The organism is Romboutsia sedimentorum, assembly GCF_030131845.1.
Classification (GTDB): Bacteria; Bacillota; Clostridia; order Peptostreptococcales; family Peptostreptococcaceae; genus Romboutsia_D; species Romboutsia_D sedimentorum.
In genome coordinates, this window is sequence record NZ_JASKYM010000007.1 from 1 (window position 1) to 18,933 (window position 18,933).

The following is an 18,933-nucleotide window of genomic DNA, read 5'->3' on the forward strand; positions in this document are numbered from 1 at the left end:
GTTTATCTAGGGCTCAGATACTGTTATATATCTGGCTTTATGTTTCGTTTGTTTCAAATTCTATAAATTAACCTACTGTTTAATTTTCAAAGTTCATTTTCAATTTCGTTTGCCCTTTTCTTAAGGACAAGTATAACTATACCACCACAAATATATATCGTCAATACTTTTTTATAAGTTTTTTTATAAATTTATTATTTCATATATTATAACTAAAGTAAAACTACTACTTTATCTACAATTTATATCATTATTCCTTATCATATTTGTTGTATTATAAACGTATATTCAAATTTTTCTAGGAATATTTTATTCTTTAATTTTTATAATCAAAAACATATATACTACATTAATATAGAGTATAATATTAATATACTATAAATATTTTATTAAACGTTCAAATTTATGGTAAGTATATTAATATGTACATTGATGTATATATATTTTAAATAATATTATCTATATAATCGAGGAGGTTTTTTATGAACAATTATCTTAGAGAACCAATAAACGGATTTACACATCTTGCAGGTGCAGTTTTATCTTTTATTGGATTATTAGCATTAGTAATAAAAACAACATTGAATGACCATTCTACTATATCACTAACAGCTGTGATTATATTTGGGTTAAGTATGATTCTTTTATATGCAGCTTCTGCAACTTATCATTTGGTAGTTTCTAGCGACAAAGTTATAAGCTTCTTAAGAAGATTAGACCACGCTATGATATTTGTTTTAATAGCTGGTTCATATACTCCATTTTGTTTAATAGCATTAAATGGTGCAACTGGATGGATATTATTCGGAATAATATTTATGGCTGCAGTTGCCGGAGTATGCTTTAAATTAATTTGGTTTAACTGTCCTAGATGGATTTCTACAGTTATATATGTTGCAATGGGATGGATTTCAATTTTCTTAATAGTTCCATTATATAAAGCTCTTTCTTTACAAGGTATAGCCCTACTTATCGGTGGTGGAGTATTTTATACGATAGGTGCTTTAATTTATGCAACTAAACCAGAGTTTTTAAAATCAAAATATCTTGGTTTTCATGAAATTTTCCACGTTTTCATTATGCTAGGTACTTTAACTCACTTTTTCTGTGTATTTAAGTATGTAATATAATAAGAGTACAAAATTAAAGGAAGTATCTTTAATAAATGATAAAAATCATTTTAAGATACTTCCTTTTTTTATATTACTATTCTTTCATAGCTCTCATAGCATTTAAAACTGCTATTAAAGCAACTCCCACATCTGCAAATATAGCTTCCCACATAGTAGCAATTCCACCTGCACCTAATATTAAAACTATTATCTTAACGCCTAGGGCAAATACTATATTTTGCCATACTATCTTATTAGTCTTACTTGCTATTTGTATTGCTTTAGCTATTTTGATTGGTTCATCTGTCATAAGAACTACATCTGCAGCTTCTATTGCTGCATCAGATCCTAAAGCTCCCATCGCTATACCTACATCTGCACGAGCTAAAACTGGTGCATCATTTATTCCATCTCCAACAAATATAACTTTTTCTTTTTCAGACTTCCCTTTATATATCTCTTCTAGTTTTTCTACTTTATCACCAGGAAGTAAATTTGAATATACTTTATCTACTCCCAATTCTTTTGCTATACTACTTGCAACTTTATCGTTATCTCCTGTTAGCATAACAATTTCTTTTATTCCTATAGATTTTAATTGTTTTATAGCTTCTATACTGTCATCTTTTATTTCATCTGATATTACTATATATCCTCTATAAACTTGATTCACGGCTATATAAACTACTGTTCCAACTTCTTTAGCTTGAGAATAGAATATATTCTCTTTTTTCATTAGTTTTTCATTTCCAGCTAATATATGTTCATTGTTGTAGCTTATTTTAATCCCATAAGCTGCTATTTCTTCATAACTTGCTATCTTATCTAAATCGATTTTTTCATCATAGTAGCTTAATATCGATTTAGCTATAGGATGATTAGAGTTAGCTTCAGCAAATGCAGCATATTCTAATAGTTTATCTTCTGATATACCCACTGGATTTACTTTAGTTACTTTAAATACTCCCTTAGTAAGAGTTCCTGTTTTATCAAATACTACTGTATCTACACTTCTTAAAGCTTCTAAATAATTACTTCCCTTTATTAAAATCCCGTTTTTAGATGCAAATCCTATTCCACTAAAGAAACTAAGTGGTATAGATAATACTAATGCACAAGGACAAGAAACTACTAAGAATATTAAACCTCTATATAACCAATCACTAAATAAAGCATCTGGTATTATAATTGGAGGTATTACTGCTATTAATAAAGCAGATATAACTACAATCGGAGTATAGTATTTTGAAAACTTAGTTATAAAGTTTTCTGTTTTAGATTTCTTGCTACTTGCATTTTCAACAAGGTCTAATATTTTAGCCACTGTTGATTCACTAAATTCTTTACTTACTTTTATAGTTAATAATGCGTTTTTGTTTATTACTCCAGATAATATAGCGTCTCCTTTTGAAACTTCCCTAAGCACAGATTCTCCTGTAAGAGCTGAAGTATCAACCATTGACATTCCATCTAATACTACTCCATCTAAAGGTACTTTTTCACCTGGTTTTACTACTATTACATCCCCTACACTTACTTCTTCTGGCGAAATAACTTTTATCTGTGAACCCACTTTTAAGTTTGCGTAATCTGGTCTTATTTCCATAAGAGCACTTATTGATTTTCTTGATTTACCAACTGCCATTCCTTGTAAGAACTCTCCTATTTGATAAAACAACATAACTCCAACTGCTTCTGGGAACTCACCTATTGCTAATGCCCCTACTGTTGCTACTGACATTAAGAAGTTTTCATCAAACATACGACCTTTTATAATATTTTTTATAGCCTTTAATAGTACTTCTCCACCTACTATTATATAAGCTACTATAAATAGTAAATCGCTAAATTGATTTTCAAATCCTGTTGCAGTTTGATATATACCAAATATATACACAATCGACCCAATTATTAACTTAGCTAAATCTTTTTTATCTATATCACTTTTAGCTTCTTTTTTTATGTCTTTATTTATTTTGGTATTTTCATTATTTATTTGTATGTCTAGTCCAGGCTCTGTATCATTTATTATACCTATTACCTTTTCTATTATTTCTTTTTCATTTTCAGATTTTTTTATTTGTATACTTAATTTCTTATTTATAAAATTTAAATTCGATAACTGTATTCCATCTAACTTAGATACTTTTTCACTTATAACTTCTGCACAGTGTGCACAATTTAATCCATTTAAAATTATATCTCTTTTAATCATTGCTGCATTTTCTAAAACTTCTATATCTAGTCCAGGCTCTGTTGAATTTATTATATCTATAACTTTTTTCATAACTAATTCTTCATCTGAAGAGTCTATTATGTTTAAAGTTAATTTTTTGTTTATAAAGTTTAAATTAGCAGATTCTATATCTTCTAATTTTGATACCTTTTCATTAATTACTTCTGCACAATGCGCACAGTTTAATCCCCCTAGTATGATCTCTTTTTTTATTAAACTAGCACTACTCATAATATTTACCCCCTATCTTTTATAAGTTTCTTGAATATGATTTAATCCACAATCAAAAATTTGGCTTATATGACTATCATCTAATGAATAAAAAACTACTTTTCCTTCTTTTCTAAACTTAACTAATCTAGCTTGCTTTAATACTCTTAACTGATGAGATATTGCTGAATGTGTCATTCCAAGTAAATTTGCTATATCACATACACACATCTCATTTGAAAATAATGCATATAAAATCTTTATTCTTGTCGTGTCACCAAATACTTTAAACAACTCAGCTAAATCATATAGCATTTCTTCTTGAGGCATCTTGTTTTTAGCCTCAACCACTACTTCTTCATGAATTTCTTTACAATCACATACATTTAAATCTTCTTTCATATATAGCACCTCCACAATTAATTTAATCTATTTTTTAATAAATATTTTTATAATATAATTCACGCTAACGTGACATTTCAATTTATTAATGAAATATATGAATAGTTATTCATACGTTTCATTATATGCTTGTATATTCTTTTTTGCAACTACTTTTATGTAATTTTTAATAAAATGCACATAATACTATTTTTTCTAATATATATATTATTAGAGTAATTATTATAGATGGTTAAGTATTCTTAGGAGGGATGATTTAATATGAGTTTTAATATGTTCTCAAATAAACAAAGTGATGATATGGATCCTAATTATATATACCCTATGCCTTATATAGATCCTATGATGTATTCCAATGCTTATTTAGGTAATGGATCTAACAATCCTGAATACCAAATGGATCCCAATATGACAATGGGCGGTTATATGACTTATATGAATCCTTATATGTATAATCCTGTGATGGGACAAAAACAAATGGAAGATGATGAATTTGATTTTGATGATATGGAAGATGAAATGATTATGCAAAATCAAATGCCAGGTATGCCTATGATGCCTCAAGGTATGCAAGGTATGATGCCTATGATGCCAGGTATGATGATGCCCCCTGGTATGATGATGCAATGTATGCCGGGTATGCAAAATATGATGAATAACGGCATGATGCCTATGATGCCTCCGGGTATGATGTATCCTTATATGATGATGCCAGGTATGCCCCAAATAAATATGGAAGAATTTGACGAGGAAGAAATGTAACTTTTTTTGTAAAAAGTGTTATAAAATTATAATATTTGTCTACACTAATAAATGTATTCCTCATAATATTCCCCCAATATTATAAATACAAAATAAAGCCACAGACTTTTATGTCGTGGCTTTATTTTTTTATTTAATTTAAGAAATCCTCAAAATCATTTGACTCTGATTCAACAAAATCATATAAAACATTTTCTTCAAAATATAATTCCTCTTTAAGTTTTATATGTTCCTTATAGTTGCATTGTAATATTTTATTTATATATTTTCTATCATTGTCACTATATGTTCCAACAAACAATTTATCTGAAAGTACATAATATATAGCTCTCATATCATTATTGATAACATATACTTCTTTTTTAACATGATTATTATTAAAATTAAATCTAGTAAAGAATACTCCCGTTTCCATATTACATCTTAATAAAAACGGATTATCTATATAAAACTTCTCTAAAAATTCCTCATTATTATCTAATTCATATATGCTTACTACTTCTGGTTTTGATATTTCATCAAATACCTCAAAGTCATACATAGGTTCTTTTTCTGTTGCTAACATTGAATTTATTTTAAAACTATCATTATCATTATCCTTAGATATATTAAAGGCTATCTTAGATATATAATATCCATCGTTATCTTCATATATAGCTTCACTTATAAATTTATTTTTACCCTTTTTAGTTACTGTATTTTTTAAAAATGTTCCATTTATATTAGTAATATGCATATTAGAAAGTTCTTCACTACCTGAGAAATATTTTAAGCTTTCTCTATCCCATGCTATAAATCTCATTGTCATATAATTTATAAATTCAATTTCTTCAGTTATCTTTTTACATATTTTTGGATAAATTTCTTCTATTGTAATTTTAGGTTTATAATTTTTAATTATATCTATATATTCTCCTACATTCCCTGGAAGTGGTTTTTCATAATATTCATTTTTATTTCCATAGTAATTTACTAATAGTAGGGCCTCCTCTTCTGATATTCTAATTCTATCAGCACCTAAACCTCCCATTAGTCTTTCTTCTTCTCTATAAGCTTCATCTTTTGTAGGATTTTTTAAACTTACATAATCAGCTAATCCTAGTCCTTCTGAATCTAGCAAAAAGTATTGATATATATTTTCTTTATCATTTTCCCAATTTATTAAAAGTCCCATGCTTCCCATAAGTCTTGAGTTTGTTACTTTAGCAAAGTTGAATTTCATAAAATCACATCCTTTTTTTATGCGTACTTTATATATAATATCTTATTTAATATGTTCTAATATAATTATTATTTTCAAATTAAGTATACATTATATTATAAATCAATTTAACATAATTTTTTTTTAATTATTTAATATATTTTCACAACTTCTATTGAATATACTATATAATATAATAAATGCTTAATCGAGGTGATATTTATGAAAAAAACAGCAGCTTTTTTTGATATAGACGGTACTCTTTATAGAGACTCTCTTATGGTTGAACATTTTAAGAAATTAATTAAATATGATATAATCGACCAAAAAGCTTGGTATGAACATGCAAGAGATACTTTCATGGATTGGGATAAAAGACAGGGAAATTATGATGATTACCTAGACGATGTGTGTGAACTATATGTAAGTTCTTTAATCGGTCTTGATAAAACTTGTATAGACTTTACTAGTGATCAAGTTATAAAACTTAAATCTGATAGAGTTTATAAATATACTCGTTCAAGAATAAAGTGGCACTTAGATAACAATCATATAGTAATATTTATATCTGGTAGCCCTAACTTCTTAGTTGAGAAGATGGCTAGTAAGTATAATGTTACAGATTTTATAGGTAGTGACTATGTATTTGAAAATGAAATTTTTAATGGTACAGTAATTCCTATGTGGGATTCTTCTAGCAAAAATACTGCCATAGATGAATTTGTTAAAAAGTATAATGTTGATTTATCAACATCTTTTGCATATGGAGACACTAATGGTGATATAAATATGCTAAGAAGAGTTGGTAACCCTATAGCTATAAACCCTACAAAGGAACTTATAAACCATATCGCTAATGATGAAAAAATATCGAAATGTACTAAGATAATTGTTGAAAGAAAAGACATAGTTTATTCTTTATCATCAAATGTAGATATTCTAGATATATAAATTTAATATTTCATATTAAAAATAAACAACAAAAGGTTATGATTTTATAATCATAACCTTTAAAAATTACTATAAATTATTACTTTAAAATCTTGATACGACTCCTTTTTATTTGATGTTTAATTCATTTAGTTTCTTATCCTTCATCAAATATATTTTATCAGATACCATAGCTATTTCTTTATTGTGAGTAACCATTATAATAGTCTTCTTATCTTCTTTTACTATTTCTTTAAATATATTTATTATCTCTTTTGAAGTTTCTTCATCTAAATTCCCCGTCGGTTCATCAGCTATTATTAAATCACTTTCACAGCATAAGGCTCTTGCTATTGCTACTCTTTGCTGTTGGCCTCCGCTAAGAGTTAACACCTTTTGATAAATCTGATTTTTTTTTAATCCTACTCTATAAAGCATCTTTATAGCTATTTCGTTATTAGCTTCAGTTTTTATTCCTTTAATTGACATTGCTGATGTTATATTTTCTAAGGCACTCATATAATTTAATAAATTATATCCTTGAAATATTATAGACATATCTTTGTTTCGAAACTTCTCTAGTCCCATTTCTTTTATACTTTTGCTTTTGTATAAAATGTTTCCTTCCGTTTGAATATCTAATCCTGCTGCAAGAGATATAAAAGTAGTTTTACCCGATCCAGATTCTCCTATTATTGTATAAAATTTACCCTTTTCAAAATCTATATCAATGTCATCTAATATATTTTTATTTTGTTCATATGAATACGATACATTCTCAAAGCTTAATATAATATTTTCCATAACACTTCTCCTTAATTATGTTTACTTAAAATAGTTTTTGGGTTAAATCTCATTATAAAAGAAGCTGGAATTATAGTCGCTACTATCGCAATTAAAAGTGACCACAATGACATATTTCCAATATCGCTTACTTTAGTTTTTATATTAAGTTCATCCATAACCTCAACATTTGCTTCTCTATCTGATCCAAATCCGCCCATGCCTTTAGACATAGATGGACCTCCTCTTCCTTGATGACTTCCTTGCCCTTGTGAGAAAGAAGGTGTTCCCATAGTCGTTTCTTGTTGTGTAGATATTTCATTTTGTATAAGAATGTCACCTACCACATTGCTTATTGTATTACCAAACGCTGATGATATACAAATAGCAACTGACAACACTATTATAATCTCTGATAAAAATTGAGCTATTATCTTAACTCTTTTTTCTCCTAGAGCCATAATTATTCCGATTTCATTAACTCTATCCTTTATTGATAACATAATTACTAGAGATAATATCACTCCTGCAAATATACCCACTACAGTTACCATCGTCTTAGAAAATGTAGCTACATTTTCTATAGGTCCCATCATAGTTTTATAAGCTTGATCTCCTCCATCTAACTTATATTTATCAAAATCTATAGATGTTTTTTGCCCTTCTTTTATGAACTTATCTACATCTATTGGATCTTGCAAATTAAATTCTATACTGTCAGCTGTACTTGTAGCTCCTTTTAATTTATTTGCTAATGTGTATGGTGCATATATTTGATTATATGGCAACATAGCTGTAAATCTATAAGCATCTTCATCAATCGAACTACTATATTTATATATTCCTAATATTTTAGCTGTTGTGGTAGTGTTATCTTCATCACTGTTATTTGAAGTTGATGTAATATTTATCTCATCTCCTACTTTTAAAGAATTTTCTTTCGCAAGTGTTTCATCCACCATAACTACATTAGTATTTAGATCTTTATCAGTTATAGCTTTTCCATCTACCACAGTCATTTGAGATGAATTTACTTTATCTTCATTATTAAAGTTATTAACTCCCTTTATTGTAAAGTCACCACTATTCATTTCCATTGGCATTTTCATATTATCATTAGTTAAATTACTATCTTCATCCTCATTTCCAACTGGAGTTACTCCATCTACATTTGCAGATGTAGTACTACTTACTAAATAGTTTTTTATATACTCTGAGTCCTTTAATTTGTCTAAATACTCTAGCGGTATAGATGGTTTTTCTAATCTTAATCTTTGTCCTGATTGCGAGTCTTGTTGCTCTTTCATTTGACTTTCCATTAGCTTTTCATGATCAACAACAAGTGAAACTTTAGCTCCTAATTTTTGCCTTGCCAACACAGCAGCTGCCTCTGTTGCGGATTGTATACTAAAACTTGCTAATATAACTATACAAGCTGTAAACATTATGGCAAATATTATAAATGTCTTTCCCTTTCTTTCCTTTAATGATTTTAGTGCTCTAAACACAAAATTCAATATTATCATTCCTTCCTATTATTTTATGTTTAAATAATATATGCACTACCTTAAATAAACCTTAAGGTTTGAAATTTTTATTTTGGTATGTTTACATAAAAGCTTGTACCTTCTCTTATTTTAGATTCAACTTCAATGTTTCCTCTTAAATTAGATATTATTGTTTTAGCTATTGAAAGCCCTACGCCTGAACCTTCTATATCTTTACCTCTTAAAGAATTGCTTCTATAAAACCTATTAAAAATATTTTTTATCTCATCTTCTTTTATTCCTATACCATTATCCTTTATTATGATATTTATAGAATGCATGCTTTCACTTAAAATAACATCTATTCTACCTTCTGGATTTGTATATTTTATTGCATTATCAATTAATATTATTAAAAGTTGTTTTATTTTTTCTCTATCACAGTAAATATTAATATTTCTTAATTTACTATTAAAATTTACAACCTTATCCTGAAGACTTGCTATATCTCTATAATCCACTAAAATTTCTTTTACTAACTCTTCTAAGTTAAAGGTTGATTTGTTGATAGTAACTATAGCATCTTCCTTAGTTAGTTTTAATAAATCAGATACTAATTTCCTCAATCTTCTAGCTTCTTTCATAACTATTGTTAAGTTTTTCATTTCATCATCAACTGTACTCTCAGGCCTTTTTATAATTCCTTCAATCTTGGAAAATATTATTGCAAGAGGAGTTCTTAGTTCATGAGAAGCATCTTGAACAAATAGAACCTGATTTTCCCAAGATGCCTCTATTGGTTCTAATGATTTTTGAGTTAAAAACCTACTAGTTAAATAAACAACACCTAAAGATAGCATCATTCCAATAAGTAAAACAAAAACTAACTGCTTTAATAATCCTACTTCTACATCAACTACTTTTATAATTTCTAAGGTGTATTCTCCTTGAGTTTGTTTTAGTTCTCTAAAATTATGTCCTCCATATTTATAAGAGGTTATACCATTTTTTACTTTGTCATAATATTCATAAGGCCTTATATAATTTGCCCTATCATTTTCATATCCATATACTACTTTTCCATTTTTTAATATATAAGTAATATGTCCTTGTGGACCTATTGCCATATTCCCAGATTTTATAGGATATCTAAATTCTTCCTTAGTTTTTTTTGTAATCATATCAAACTGCCTATATAAACCTTTATCTACTTCCTTATATGTTAAATTATAAAAGTATCCATATATAAACATAGAAAATATTAAAAACAACACGCCTACTACCAGTGTATTTAGTATTATTAATTTTTTTTTGGTTTTATCTAAAATATTTTTATTTATCATCAAATATATATCCTATGCCTCTTCTAGTTTTTATATATTTATTATATCCATATTCTCCTAGTTGCTTTCTAAGCTTACTTATATGAACTTCTACTATCTCTATTGGTATCTCACAATCAATTCCCCAAATTCTATCGTAAATCTGTTCTTTAAGTAAAACAATTCCTTTGTTTAAAAGAAAATACTCCAAAATGTTAAATTGTTTATTTTCTATCTGCAGTTCAATATCCTTTATATATGCTTTTTTTATATCTAAACTTAGACATAACTCATTAAATTTAATTATATTTTGGGTACATATAGTACCATTAGTTCTAAGAATTGCATATATCCTCGCTATTAATTCTTCCATATAAAAAGGCTTTGTTATATAATCACTTGCCCCTATTGTAAAAGCTCCAACCTTATCATCTAAAGCCTCTTTTGCCGTTAACATTATTACTGGTGTTTTTATGTTTTTCTTTCTGATTCTTTCAAGTATTTCCATTCCACTTATATCTGGAAGCATTATGTCTAAAATAATCATATCATAAATATTTTTTTCTATATCAAATAAAGCATCCTCTCCATTAATAACTATGTCTACCTTAAAATTACTACTTAATCCTTCATATATAGTTTCTCCTAGCACTATATTATCTTCTACTACAAGTAACTTCATAAAATCACACCTCCACCTTTATTTTTATATATTAATCTTAAATTAACCTTAATATTATAATATCTCTATAATCTAAAAATGCTATATATCTTATTTTTAAGATATATAGCATTTTAGTTATATGTTTTTAGTTATTTTTCTTAATTTTTCATTGTAATATCCTATAAATACTGTATATACATAGTCATAGATTAAAAATACTACCTCAAAAGCTAATATTAAAAATATATTTATAGGTATCTGTACAAAAGACTTTAAAATTAAATATGATATACAAATTGCAGCATTAGCAAATATTAATTTTAATACATATTCAATATATATCCGCCTATCTTGCTCTATTATATATTTCACTATTCCATATAATCCAAAAGTTAATATATATAAAACCCATTGAGCTTTATTTGTCATAACCATAAAACTTAAAATCGTAGAACCCATATAAAAAGCAATCCCACTTTTAAGTCCCAAATCCATTATAACTATAGATATGGGAAGTGATGCCAATCCCATAAGAAACATAGTATTCATAGGTATTATATTTAAAAGTAATAATATTATTATATTTACTGCTAATAAAATGCCTCCATAGGCTACTTTTTTACTCACGATAACCTCCTAGCAACAACTTACTAGGTCCCCACCAAAACATTCACAACATGAATCTAAACACCATAATTTAGTGCAATTTTCACAACAATCATCTCCACAGCAGCAATCGTCACAACAACAGCAACAACATCCACCTAAGTCTGAACGTCTTCTTCTATTGTATCTGTTTGATCTGTCTCTGTAATCATCTCTATAAAAATTGTAACTTTCTAGTGCTTTTTTGTACTCCATATTTTGAGGTTCCATTGTGTTAGCTTTTTTTATACTTTCTTCGCCTTCTTCATAATATCCTATATTCATAGAAGAAATGCCGTTTAGATAGTACCATGTTGAACACTTATCACCTATACTTTTTAAAAAGTTATAAGCCTTTTCAAACTCGTTATTTGCAATAAACTTTCTTACATTTATAAAACTTTCATTGTTATATGTGTTGCTGTACATTACTTTCACACCCTTTTTCTAAAATATTTTGATATCTAAGGTAAACTCCCGAATAAACAATATTCTCTATTATACCTGTATTCATCTCTAAATTTAAGTTATCAATCCCTCTACCTAACATTCCTAAAGACATACTTATTAGTTTATCTGCTCTTATTTTTAGCTCTTCTCTTTTGTCTATGTATTCTATGAAAGGATTATAACTTCCTTTTTCATAGTCCTTATCTAAATCTTCATATGCATCAAGTAAATATATATACTTTCCTACATTGAAACCTATTTGTCTTAAATCTTTTTCAAATTCATCTTGTTTATATGCAAATATTTCTGCCATAAGCTTCCCAAATGTATTTGATACTAAATCTATATTTGTATTTTTTTCTATTTCTAGATTATACAATATATCTAGTTGTTCCTTTATAACTTGAGCTTTTTTAGGATACTTTTCGTATGCTAATTTTAATTTACTCTTATATATATTATATGCTAATTTATCCTTTATGCCCTTATCATCCTTTAAGTTATCTTCTAATTTATAATAAGTTAAAAGAACATTCATACTTGCTGCATATTCTGTTATTTCATTTATTGTTTTCTTTTTCTTCTTAAACGGATTAGCTATACATCCTTCTTCAATAACTTTAGATTCAGGTCTATATATCGCTGTTAATACTAGTATTAAAAATGTTATATCGTAATTTAAAGACAGTCTTGATATTTCACCATGATTATCTTTTAGATATTTACATAAACCACAATAATAACCTCTGTAATGTTCGTATTCCCTAAATGTTAAATCCATTTTGTTTATTTTAACATAACCAAACATATTTTATCCCTTCTTATTATAATTTTCAAATTTACTAATCTCTTTATATTATGATGTAATTTAAAGAGTTATAAACTCAACAAAACATTCTTTAATCTCAAATATATCTTTTGATAAACATTCTTTTGTGTTTTTTTACCTACTGAACCTAGGTTTATATATATATTATACCATTTTCTATAATCATATTTTACCACTTTTATTTTAAGTCTACTCTACATAGTTTTATTTTTAACTTCATTTATTTTGTTTATTACAAAGTCAAGGTCTTCATAATCATGGGTTGCCATCACGGTTATTCTAAGAATTGCATATCCTTTTTTTACAGTTGGATACCTTATAGCCGGTATATATATTCCTTCATCTAATAAACTTTTACTAAATTTAAGTGCCTTATCTTCTTCACCTATCATTATAGGTATAATAGGGCTTTTACTATCAACTTCATATCCAATTAATCTTAATCCTCTACATAAATACTCTATATTATTTTGAAGTTTTAAAATTAGACTATTGTCATTTTGAATTATATCAAAACTTGATATAGCTCCACTTATTACTACCGGAGATAGCGCTGTTGAAAATATAAAGCTTCTTGACCTATTTTTCAAAAAATCTATAACATTTTTATTTCCACATACAAATCCACCTTCGCTGCCGATTGCCTTACTTAGTGTTCCTACTGTTATATCTATATCACAATTAAAATACTCACTACTTCCTTTTCCTAATTTACCTATAACCCCTGTGGCATGTGCATCATCTACTAAAGTAAGTAAATTATATTCTTTAGCTATTTTAACAATCTCTGGTATATTAGCAATATCACCATCCATGCTAAATACACTATCCGTAACTATAATTCCTTTTTTAAATTTATTAGCTTTAACTTTTTCCTTCAAATCATTAACATCATTATGCTTATATATAACTATTTTACCTTTAGATAATTTACATCCATCTATTATACTTGCATGATTTAATTCATCACTAAATATATAGTATTCTTCATCACATATTGCAGAAATAACTCCTAGATTAGCCATATACCCATTATTAAATATTAATGCACCCTCACAGTTTTTAAACTTTGCTATTTTTTCTTCTAATTCTTTGTGTAAGTCATAACTTCCTGTAGTTAACCTAGAACCACCTGATCCTAATCCATATTTATTTATTGCATCTATTGATGCTTGCTTTACTTTGTTATTATTACAAAGTCCTAGATAATTATTTGATGACATTAAAAGCACCTTTTTCCCATCTATTACTGTAATTTTATCTTGAGGTTTACTTAAATATCTAATTTCTCTATATAAATTATTATCTTTAATTTCTTGTAGTTTATTGTTTATATCTAACATAATTATCTCCCTTTTTTATTTTTATTTAAAATAAAAAGGGCTGAAATTCAGCCCTTCTTGTTTATCATTTTAAGTTCTTCATAAGATAAATTTTTATTAAGCTTTATATCATCTTTTATAAGAACTTTTTTATTTTCAATATAATTTATGCATTTATCTAAATTATCAATAGATGAATCATATAAAAATATTCTTCCACCGTTTATATCTCCATATTTTTTTAAATGATTAAATCTAATATATCCATATTTTTTACAAGCTATATATCCAGCTGTATAATCTACATCATCAGAACAGCATATCTCCCCTATTATATAAGGAGAATTTATAACCTTGCTAGCAAGAGCTAATGCTTCTATAAAATGAGAATTATATTTCTTTTCTTTACTTAAATGATTAATTTCACTATTTTGAAAATCTATATATGTAGCTCTAATCCCTCTATTTTTATCGTACTCTAGTCTCTTCATAGTATGAATATCTAGTAATATAGCTCCTCTCATACCTTTTGTATCTATAAATAAATTTAATATTTTATCTATCTTTTCATTTTCTATTCCTAAGTTATTTAATACAATTCTTACTCCCTTTAATCCTTGTTCATAATTATCTACATCAACAGTTGTGACTTGTAGAGGCTCTATTATGTCTATCTCTTCTTTTATTATTTCTTCAATTTTTATATTTATAGAATCAGCACTTCCCTTACAATGAGATAATGCCCGTTTTACCAATAAATTAACACCTTTTTCTAAATCACCTTCATTAATTATATTTTCAGCCCCAGATATATGATTATGATCTTTTGAGGACCTCATCTTTATACTATATAATTTCATATATTAATCATCCTACTTTTACAAATTTAATAAAATTCTTATATGGTGTGTTTTTTACTATTTTTTCTATTACTTTATAAGTGAAATACGAAGATATCATTGTATAAACCATACCTGGTAATGATGCTATTACTAATACCTTTAATGGCGTTCCAACTATATATGACATTACTATTCTTCCTACAAAAGTTCCCAGAGGACCAGCTAGTGATACAATTATAATTCCTGTCCCTAAATAGCTTATTGTACTTCCTGCAACTATCCTAAACACCATAGCTACAATTACATTTAATATCGTGTGAGTTCCCATAATTAAATTTATAAAGCTAGCTACTATCCCTGCTGTTATATATCTTTTAAACCCAAATGTTGCACATATACCTATTGCTATTGGTGCAGACATTTGAAATTCTGTTCCTGGTATTATACCTGGAAGTTTGAAAGTACCAGATATTGCAATTATAACTGCTAGTAATGAGACTAATGTTATCTCTCTAATTTTAGTATTCATAAACTTATTCCTTATCTACAATTTATTTTCATTAAAATATTCTATAATGCTATCTTTTGCCACGTCTACCATAAAGTCTATTTCTTCTTCAGTTATTACATATGGTGGCATAAAGTAAACTATGTTTCCTAGTGCTCTTAGTAAAACACCTTTTTTCAGAGCTTTTTGGTATATGTTATATCCCACCCTTTTTTCATAATCAATAGGTTCTTTAGTATTTTTATCTTTTACTAATTCAATAGCACCAATCATGCCTATTTGTCTATATTCACCAACATTAGGTATTTCTTTTAGTACGCTTTCTACTTTATTTCTTAGGTATTCACTTTTTATTTTATTTTTATTTATCACGTCTTCATCTTCAAATATATTTAACGTTTCCACTGCTATACTACACCCAAGTGGATTTCCAGAGTAACTGTGGCTATGTAAAAAAGCTTTCATTGTATCATACTCATCATAAAATGCATCATATATTTTATTACTCATTAATACTAATGAAAGTGGCATATACCCAGCTGTGAGTCCCTTTGATAAGCACATTATATCCGGTGAAATATCTGCATGTTCACACGCAAACATCTTTCCCGTTCTCCCAAATCCAACTGCTATTTCATCAGCAATCATATTTATATCATATTTATCACAAAGCTCTCTTAACTTAACTAAGTATTTAGGAGAATATATTTTCATACCTGCTGCACACTGTACTAATGGCTCTATTATTATTGCGCTTACTTCTTGATGTATTTGTTTAATTTTTTCTTCCATATTTATGAAACACTCAGCATTACAAGTATTTCGCTCCTTATTGTATTTACATCTAAAACAGTCTGGACCATCTACCTTTTCAGAATCTAAAAGTATTGGTTTATATACTTTACTATATAAATCTACATCCCCCATAGATAAAGCCCCTATAGTTTCACCATGATATGCATCTGAAATATTTACAAATCTAGTTTTTTTAGTTTTTCCTATTTGTTGATGATATTGAAAACTAAGTTTTAAAGCTATCTCTATAGCAGATGATCCATTATCACCAAAGAATACCTTTTGCAATCTATCTGGAGTTAAAGATACTATTCTTTCGCAAAGCTCTATTGCTGGTTTATGAGTAAAGTTTGCAAATATTACATGTTCTAAAGAATTAGCTTGATTGTATAGAGCATCACTTATTCTTTGATTTGAATGTCCAAATAAATTTACCCACCAAGATGAAACTGCATCTAAGTATTTTTTTCCTTCTATGTCCTCTAAAAATACCCCTTTTCCTTTTTCAATTACTATAGGTGGGAATTTTTCATAATCTTTCATTTGAGAACATGGATGCCATACATACTTTAAATCTTTTTCTTGTAGTTTTTTCATACTCATAGCTTTATCTCCTTTTTAATTAAATAAATTTAAGATTTTTTCTAAATCTAAGTCTCTGTACTCACTTTTGATATTTTCTACTGTAGGATTTTCTATATTTTTGATTTTATGTACAATATCTAGTTTCGTTAATTTAGATATTACTTTTATATTATCTTTTTCATAAAATTTATCATTATATTGATTTATAACAATTCCTTTTGACTTTATATTCTTTTGTTTTAAAAACTCAGCTGTAAGTGTCGTGTGATTTATAGTTCCTACTCCAGCTTTAGCTACAATCAATACATCAAGATTTAAATCTTTTATCAAGTCATATATAAAATAATCATTATTAATCAAAGGAACTACAATACCTCCTGCACCTTCAACAATTACATAATCATAATTATCTAATAAACTTTTATAATGATTTATTATCTTTTCTTTTGAAATATTTCTATCTTCTATTCTTGCTGCTAAATGTGGTGATACTTCTTCTTTTAAACAATATGTATTCATATTGGAATACTCATCTTCTATATCACATATTTCTTTTATATATTTAATATCTGGTGGAATTAACGTTTTTTTATCAGCACTTAAAATTCCACCACTTTGAATCGGCTTAAATGCAATCGTATTGTACCCATTTTCTTTTAGCTTATATATTAAACCTGCTGTTACAAATGTCTTTCCAACATCTGTGTCTGTTCCTATTATAAAAATTCCCTTTCCCATAATGCTCTCCTTTTTAAGTAAACCTATTTATTTTTATAGGTTTACCATGCATTTAAAATTTTTTTATATCTCAAATCCTAACTCTTTTATCATTTTCACATCATCAACTATTTTATTCCCACAAGTTGTGAGCATATCTCCAGTTATAGTCGCATTTGCTCCACCTTTAAATGCTAATATTCCATATTTAGTTAAGAGTGTTCTTCCTCCAGCTAATCTTATTTGACTATTTGGATTTATAAATCTGAATATAGCTAAAGCTTTTAAAAATTCTTCTTCTGTTATACCTCTCATATTTTCCATGGGAGTTCCTTCAATAGAATTAAGCACATTTAATGGTATTGATTTTATATTTAAATTTCTTAATTCAAATGCCATATCTATTCTATCTTCTTCACTTTCTCCAAGACCCATTATTCCTCCACTACAAACTTCAAGCCCTGAATTTTGCGCCTCTTTTATTGTTTTTATCTTATCATCGTATGTATGAGTACTGCATATCTTTGAAAAATAATTTCTCGAAGTCTCTAGGTTATTATGATACCTTTTTACTCCTACTTTTTTTAGGCTAATTAAGTCCTCTTCACTTAATAGCCCATGTGATGCACAAGTTTTTATTCCTACTTCATTATTTATTGCTTTATATGATTTGCATATTTCTTGCAATTCGTTCTTATTTAATTTTCTTCCAGATGTAACTATTGAGTATCTTTTAACTTCTTTGTCGTGGTGATACTTAGCATCTTTTAAAAACTCTTCTTCGCTTAATAAATCATATACTTCTACATTAGTGTTATGATAAGCTGACTGTGCGCAGAATTTACAATCTTCGCTACATTTTCCACTCTTTCCATTCACTATACAACATAAGTCGAACTTATTTCCCATGAAATACTCTCTTATTTCATTAGCATATTGTCCTAATGTTTTTACATCATATTTTAAAAGTTCAAATGCTTCTTTTTTATTTATTAAGTATCCATTTTTAATATCTTCTACTAATTTTTTTATCATATTGTTTACCTCTATCTAATTTTATATTGTTATTATCTATATTTATCATTGTAATTATATGTTTTATTTTAGTCAACTATTTTATATTTTTAGGTT

The 18,933-nt window shown here is 27.2% G+C and carries 19 protein-coding genes; 3 read left to right on the top strand and 16 right to left on the bottom strand.

Translation table 11 applies throughout. From position 1 onward, the window contains the following. Positions 1-482 precede the first annotated feature (482 nt). The gene (gene trhA, locus QOZ84_RS12150) at positions 483-1,130 is read left to right on the top strand and encodes a PAQR family membrane homeostasis protein TrhA (protein WP_284133233.1); all 648 of its coding nucleotides are present in this window, start codon (positions 483-485) and stop codon (positions 1,128-1,130) included. A 76-nt stretch (positions 1,131-1,206) separates the two neighbouring features. Here the strand turns inward: trhA and QOZ84_RS12155 are convergent, their stop codons facing one another. Next, positions 1,207-3,579: a heavy metal translocating P-type ATPase gene (locus tag QOZ84_RS12155; RefSeq protein ID WP_284133234.1), complete on the bottom strand. Its 2,373-nt coding sequence runs from the start codon at positions 3,577-3,579 to the stop codon at positions 1,207-1,209. A gap of 12 nt (positions 3,580-3,591) precedes the next feature. Continuing rightward, positions 3,592-3,960, bottom strand: a complete 369-nt coding sequence (locus QOZ84_RS12160) for an ArsR/SmtB family transcription factor (RefSeq protein ID WP_284133235.1) — start codon at positions 3,958-3,960, stop codon at positions 3,592-3,594. A 261-nt stretch (positions 3,961-4,221) separates the two neighbouring features. Here QOZ84_RS12160 and QOZ84_RS12165 point away from each other — a divergent pair, with 261 nt between their 5' ends. Next, on the top strand, positions 4,222-4,722 hold the full coding sequence (locus QOZ84_RS12165) for a hypothetical protein (RefSeq protein WP_284133236.1): 501 nt from the start codon (positions 4,222-4,224) through the stop codon (positions 4,720-4,722). A gap of 133 nt (positions 4,723-4,855) precedes the next feature. Here QOZ84_RS12165 and QOZ84_RS12170 read toward each other — a convergent pair whose 3' ends face one another. Further along, positions 4,856-5,944, bottom strand: coding sequence for a hypothetical protein (locus tag QOZ84_RS12170; RefSeq protein ID WP_284133237.1), 1,089 nt, complete (start codon positions 5,942-5,944; stop codon positions 4,856-4,858). 201 nt (positions 5,945-6,145) lie between these two features. Between QOZ84_RS12170 and QOZ84_RS12175 the strand changes: the two genes are divergently transcribed. Further along, entirely contained in the window at positions 6,146-6,874 is a 729-nt protein-coding gene (locus tag QOZ84_RS12175; protein ID WP_284133238.1) for an HAD family hydrolase, read from the top strand. 108 nt (positions 6,875-6,982) lie between these two features. Here the strand turns inward: QOZ84_RS12175 and QOZ84_RS12180 are convergent, their stop codons facing one another. The 13 genes from QOZ84_RS12180 to bioB form a co-directional block, all read right to left on the bottom strand. Beyond that, positions 6,983-7,657, bottom strand: a complete 675-nt coding sequence (locus QOZ84_RS12180) for an ABC transporter ATP-binding protein (RefSeq protein WP_284133239.1) — start codon at positions 7,655-7,657, stop codon at positions 6,983-6,985. Between the two features lie 11 nt (positions 7,658-7,668). Next, positions 7,669-9,162, bottom strand: coding sequence for an ABC transporter permease (locus tag QOZ84_RS12185; protein WP_284133240.1), 1,494 nt, complete (start codon positions 9,160-9,162; stop codon positions 7,669-7,671). Positions 9,163-9,230: 68 nt separating this feature from the next. After that, entirely contained in the window at positions 9,231-10,466 is a 1,236-nt protein-coding gene (locus QOZ84_RS12190; protein WP_284133241.1) for a sensor histidine kinase, read from the bottom strand. Beyond that, on the bottom strand, positions 10,456-11,127 hold the full coding sequence (locus QOZ84_RS12195) for a response regulator transcription factor (RefSeq protein ID WP_284133242.1): 672 nt from the start codon (positions 11,125-11,127) through the stop codon (positions 10,456-10,458). Before QOZ84_RS12195 ends, QOZ84_RS12190 begins: the two co-directional genes overlap by 11 nt. Positions 11,128-11,244: 117 nt before the next feature. Beyond that, complete coding sequence (locus QOZ84_RS12200) at positions 11,245-11,736, bottom strand: hypothetical protein (RefSeq protein ID WP_284133243.1); 492 nt, start codon at positions 11,734-11,736, stop codon at positions 11,245-11,247. A gap of 9 nt (positions 11,737-11,745) precedes the next feature. Further along, positions 11,746-12,183: a hypothetical protein gene (locus QOZ84_RS12205; protein ID WP_026900005.1), complete on the bottom strand. Its 438-nt coding sequence runs from the start codon at positions 12,181-12,183 to the stop codon at positions 11,746-11,748. Next, on the bottom strand, positions 12,164-13,012 hold the full coding sequence (locus tag QOZ84_RS12210) for a DUF5685 family protein (protein WP_284133244.1): 849 nt from the start codon (positions 13,010-13,012) through the stop codon (positions 12,164-12,166). Before QOZ84_RS12210 ends, QOZ84_RS12205 begins: the two co-directional genes overlap by 20 nt. A 215-nt stretch (positions 13,013-13,227) precedes the next feature. Beyond that, the gene (gene bioF, locus QOZ84_RS12215) at positions 13,228-14,376 is read right to left on the bottom strand and encodes an 8-amino-7-oxononanoate synthase (protein WP_284133245.1); all 1,149 of its coding nucleotides are present in this window, start codon (positions 14,374-14,376) and stop codon (positions 13,228-13,230) included. A gap of 47 nt (positions 14,377-14,423) precedes the next feature. Next, a complete protein-coding gene (locus tag QOZ84_RS12220; RefSeq protein ID WP_284133246.1) occupies positions 14,424-15,215 on the bottom strand; it encodes a 6-carboxyhexanoate--CoA ligase in 792 nt (263 codons plus the stop codon). 7 nt (positions 15,216-15,222) lie between these two features. Beyond that, positions 15,223-15,726, bottom strand: coding sequence for a hypothetical protein (locus tag QOZ84_RS12225; RefSeq protein WP_284133247.1), 504 nt, complete (start codon positions 15,724-15,726; stop codon positions 15,223-15,225). A 15-nt stretch (positions 15,727-15,741) separates the two neighbouring features. Beyond that, positions 15,742-17,103, bottom strand: coding sequence for an adenosylmethionine--8-amino-7-oxononanoate transaminase (bioA, locus tag QOZ84_RS12230; protein ID WP_331496578.1), 1,362 nt, complete (start codon positions 17,101-17,103; stop codon positions 15,742-15,744). Positions 17,104-17,118: 15 nt separating this feature from the next. Beyond that, positions 17,119-17,823: a dethiobiotin synthase gene (gene bioD, locus QOZ84_RS12235; protein ID WP_284133248.1), complete on the bottom strand. Its 705-nt coding sequence runs from the start codon at positions 17,821-17,823 to the stop codon at positions 17,119-17,121. 63 nt (positions 17,824-17,886) lie between these two features. Then, positions 17,887-18,837, bottom strand: coding sequence for a biotin synthase BioB (gene bioB / locus QOZ84_RS12240; protein WP_284133249.1), 951 nt, complete (start codon positions 18,835-18,837; stop codon positions 17,887-17,889). Positions 18,838-18,933: the final 96 nt, after the last annotated feature.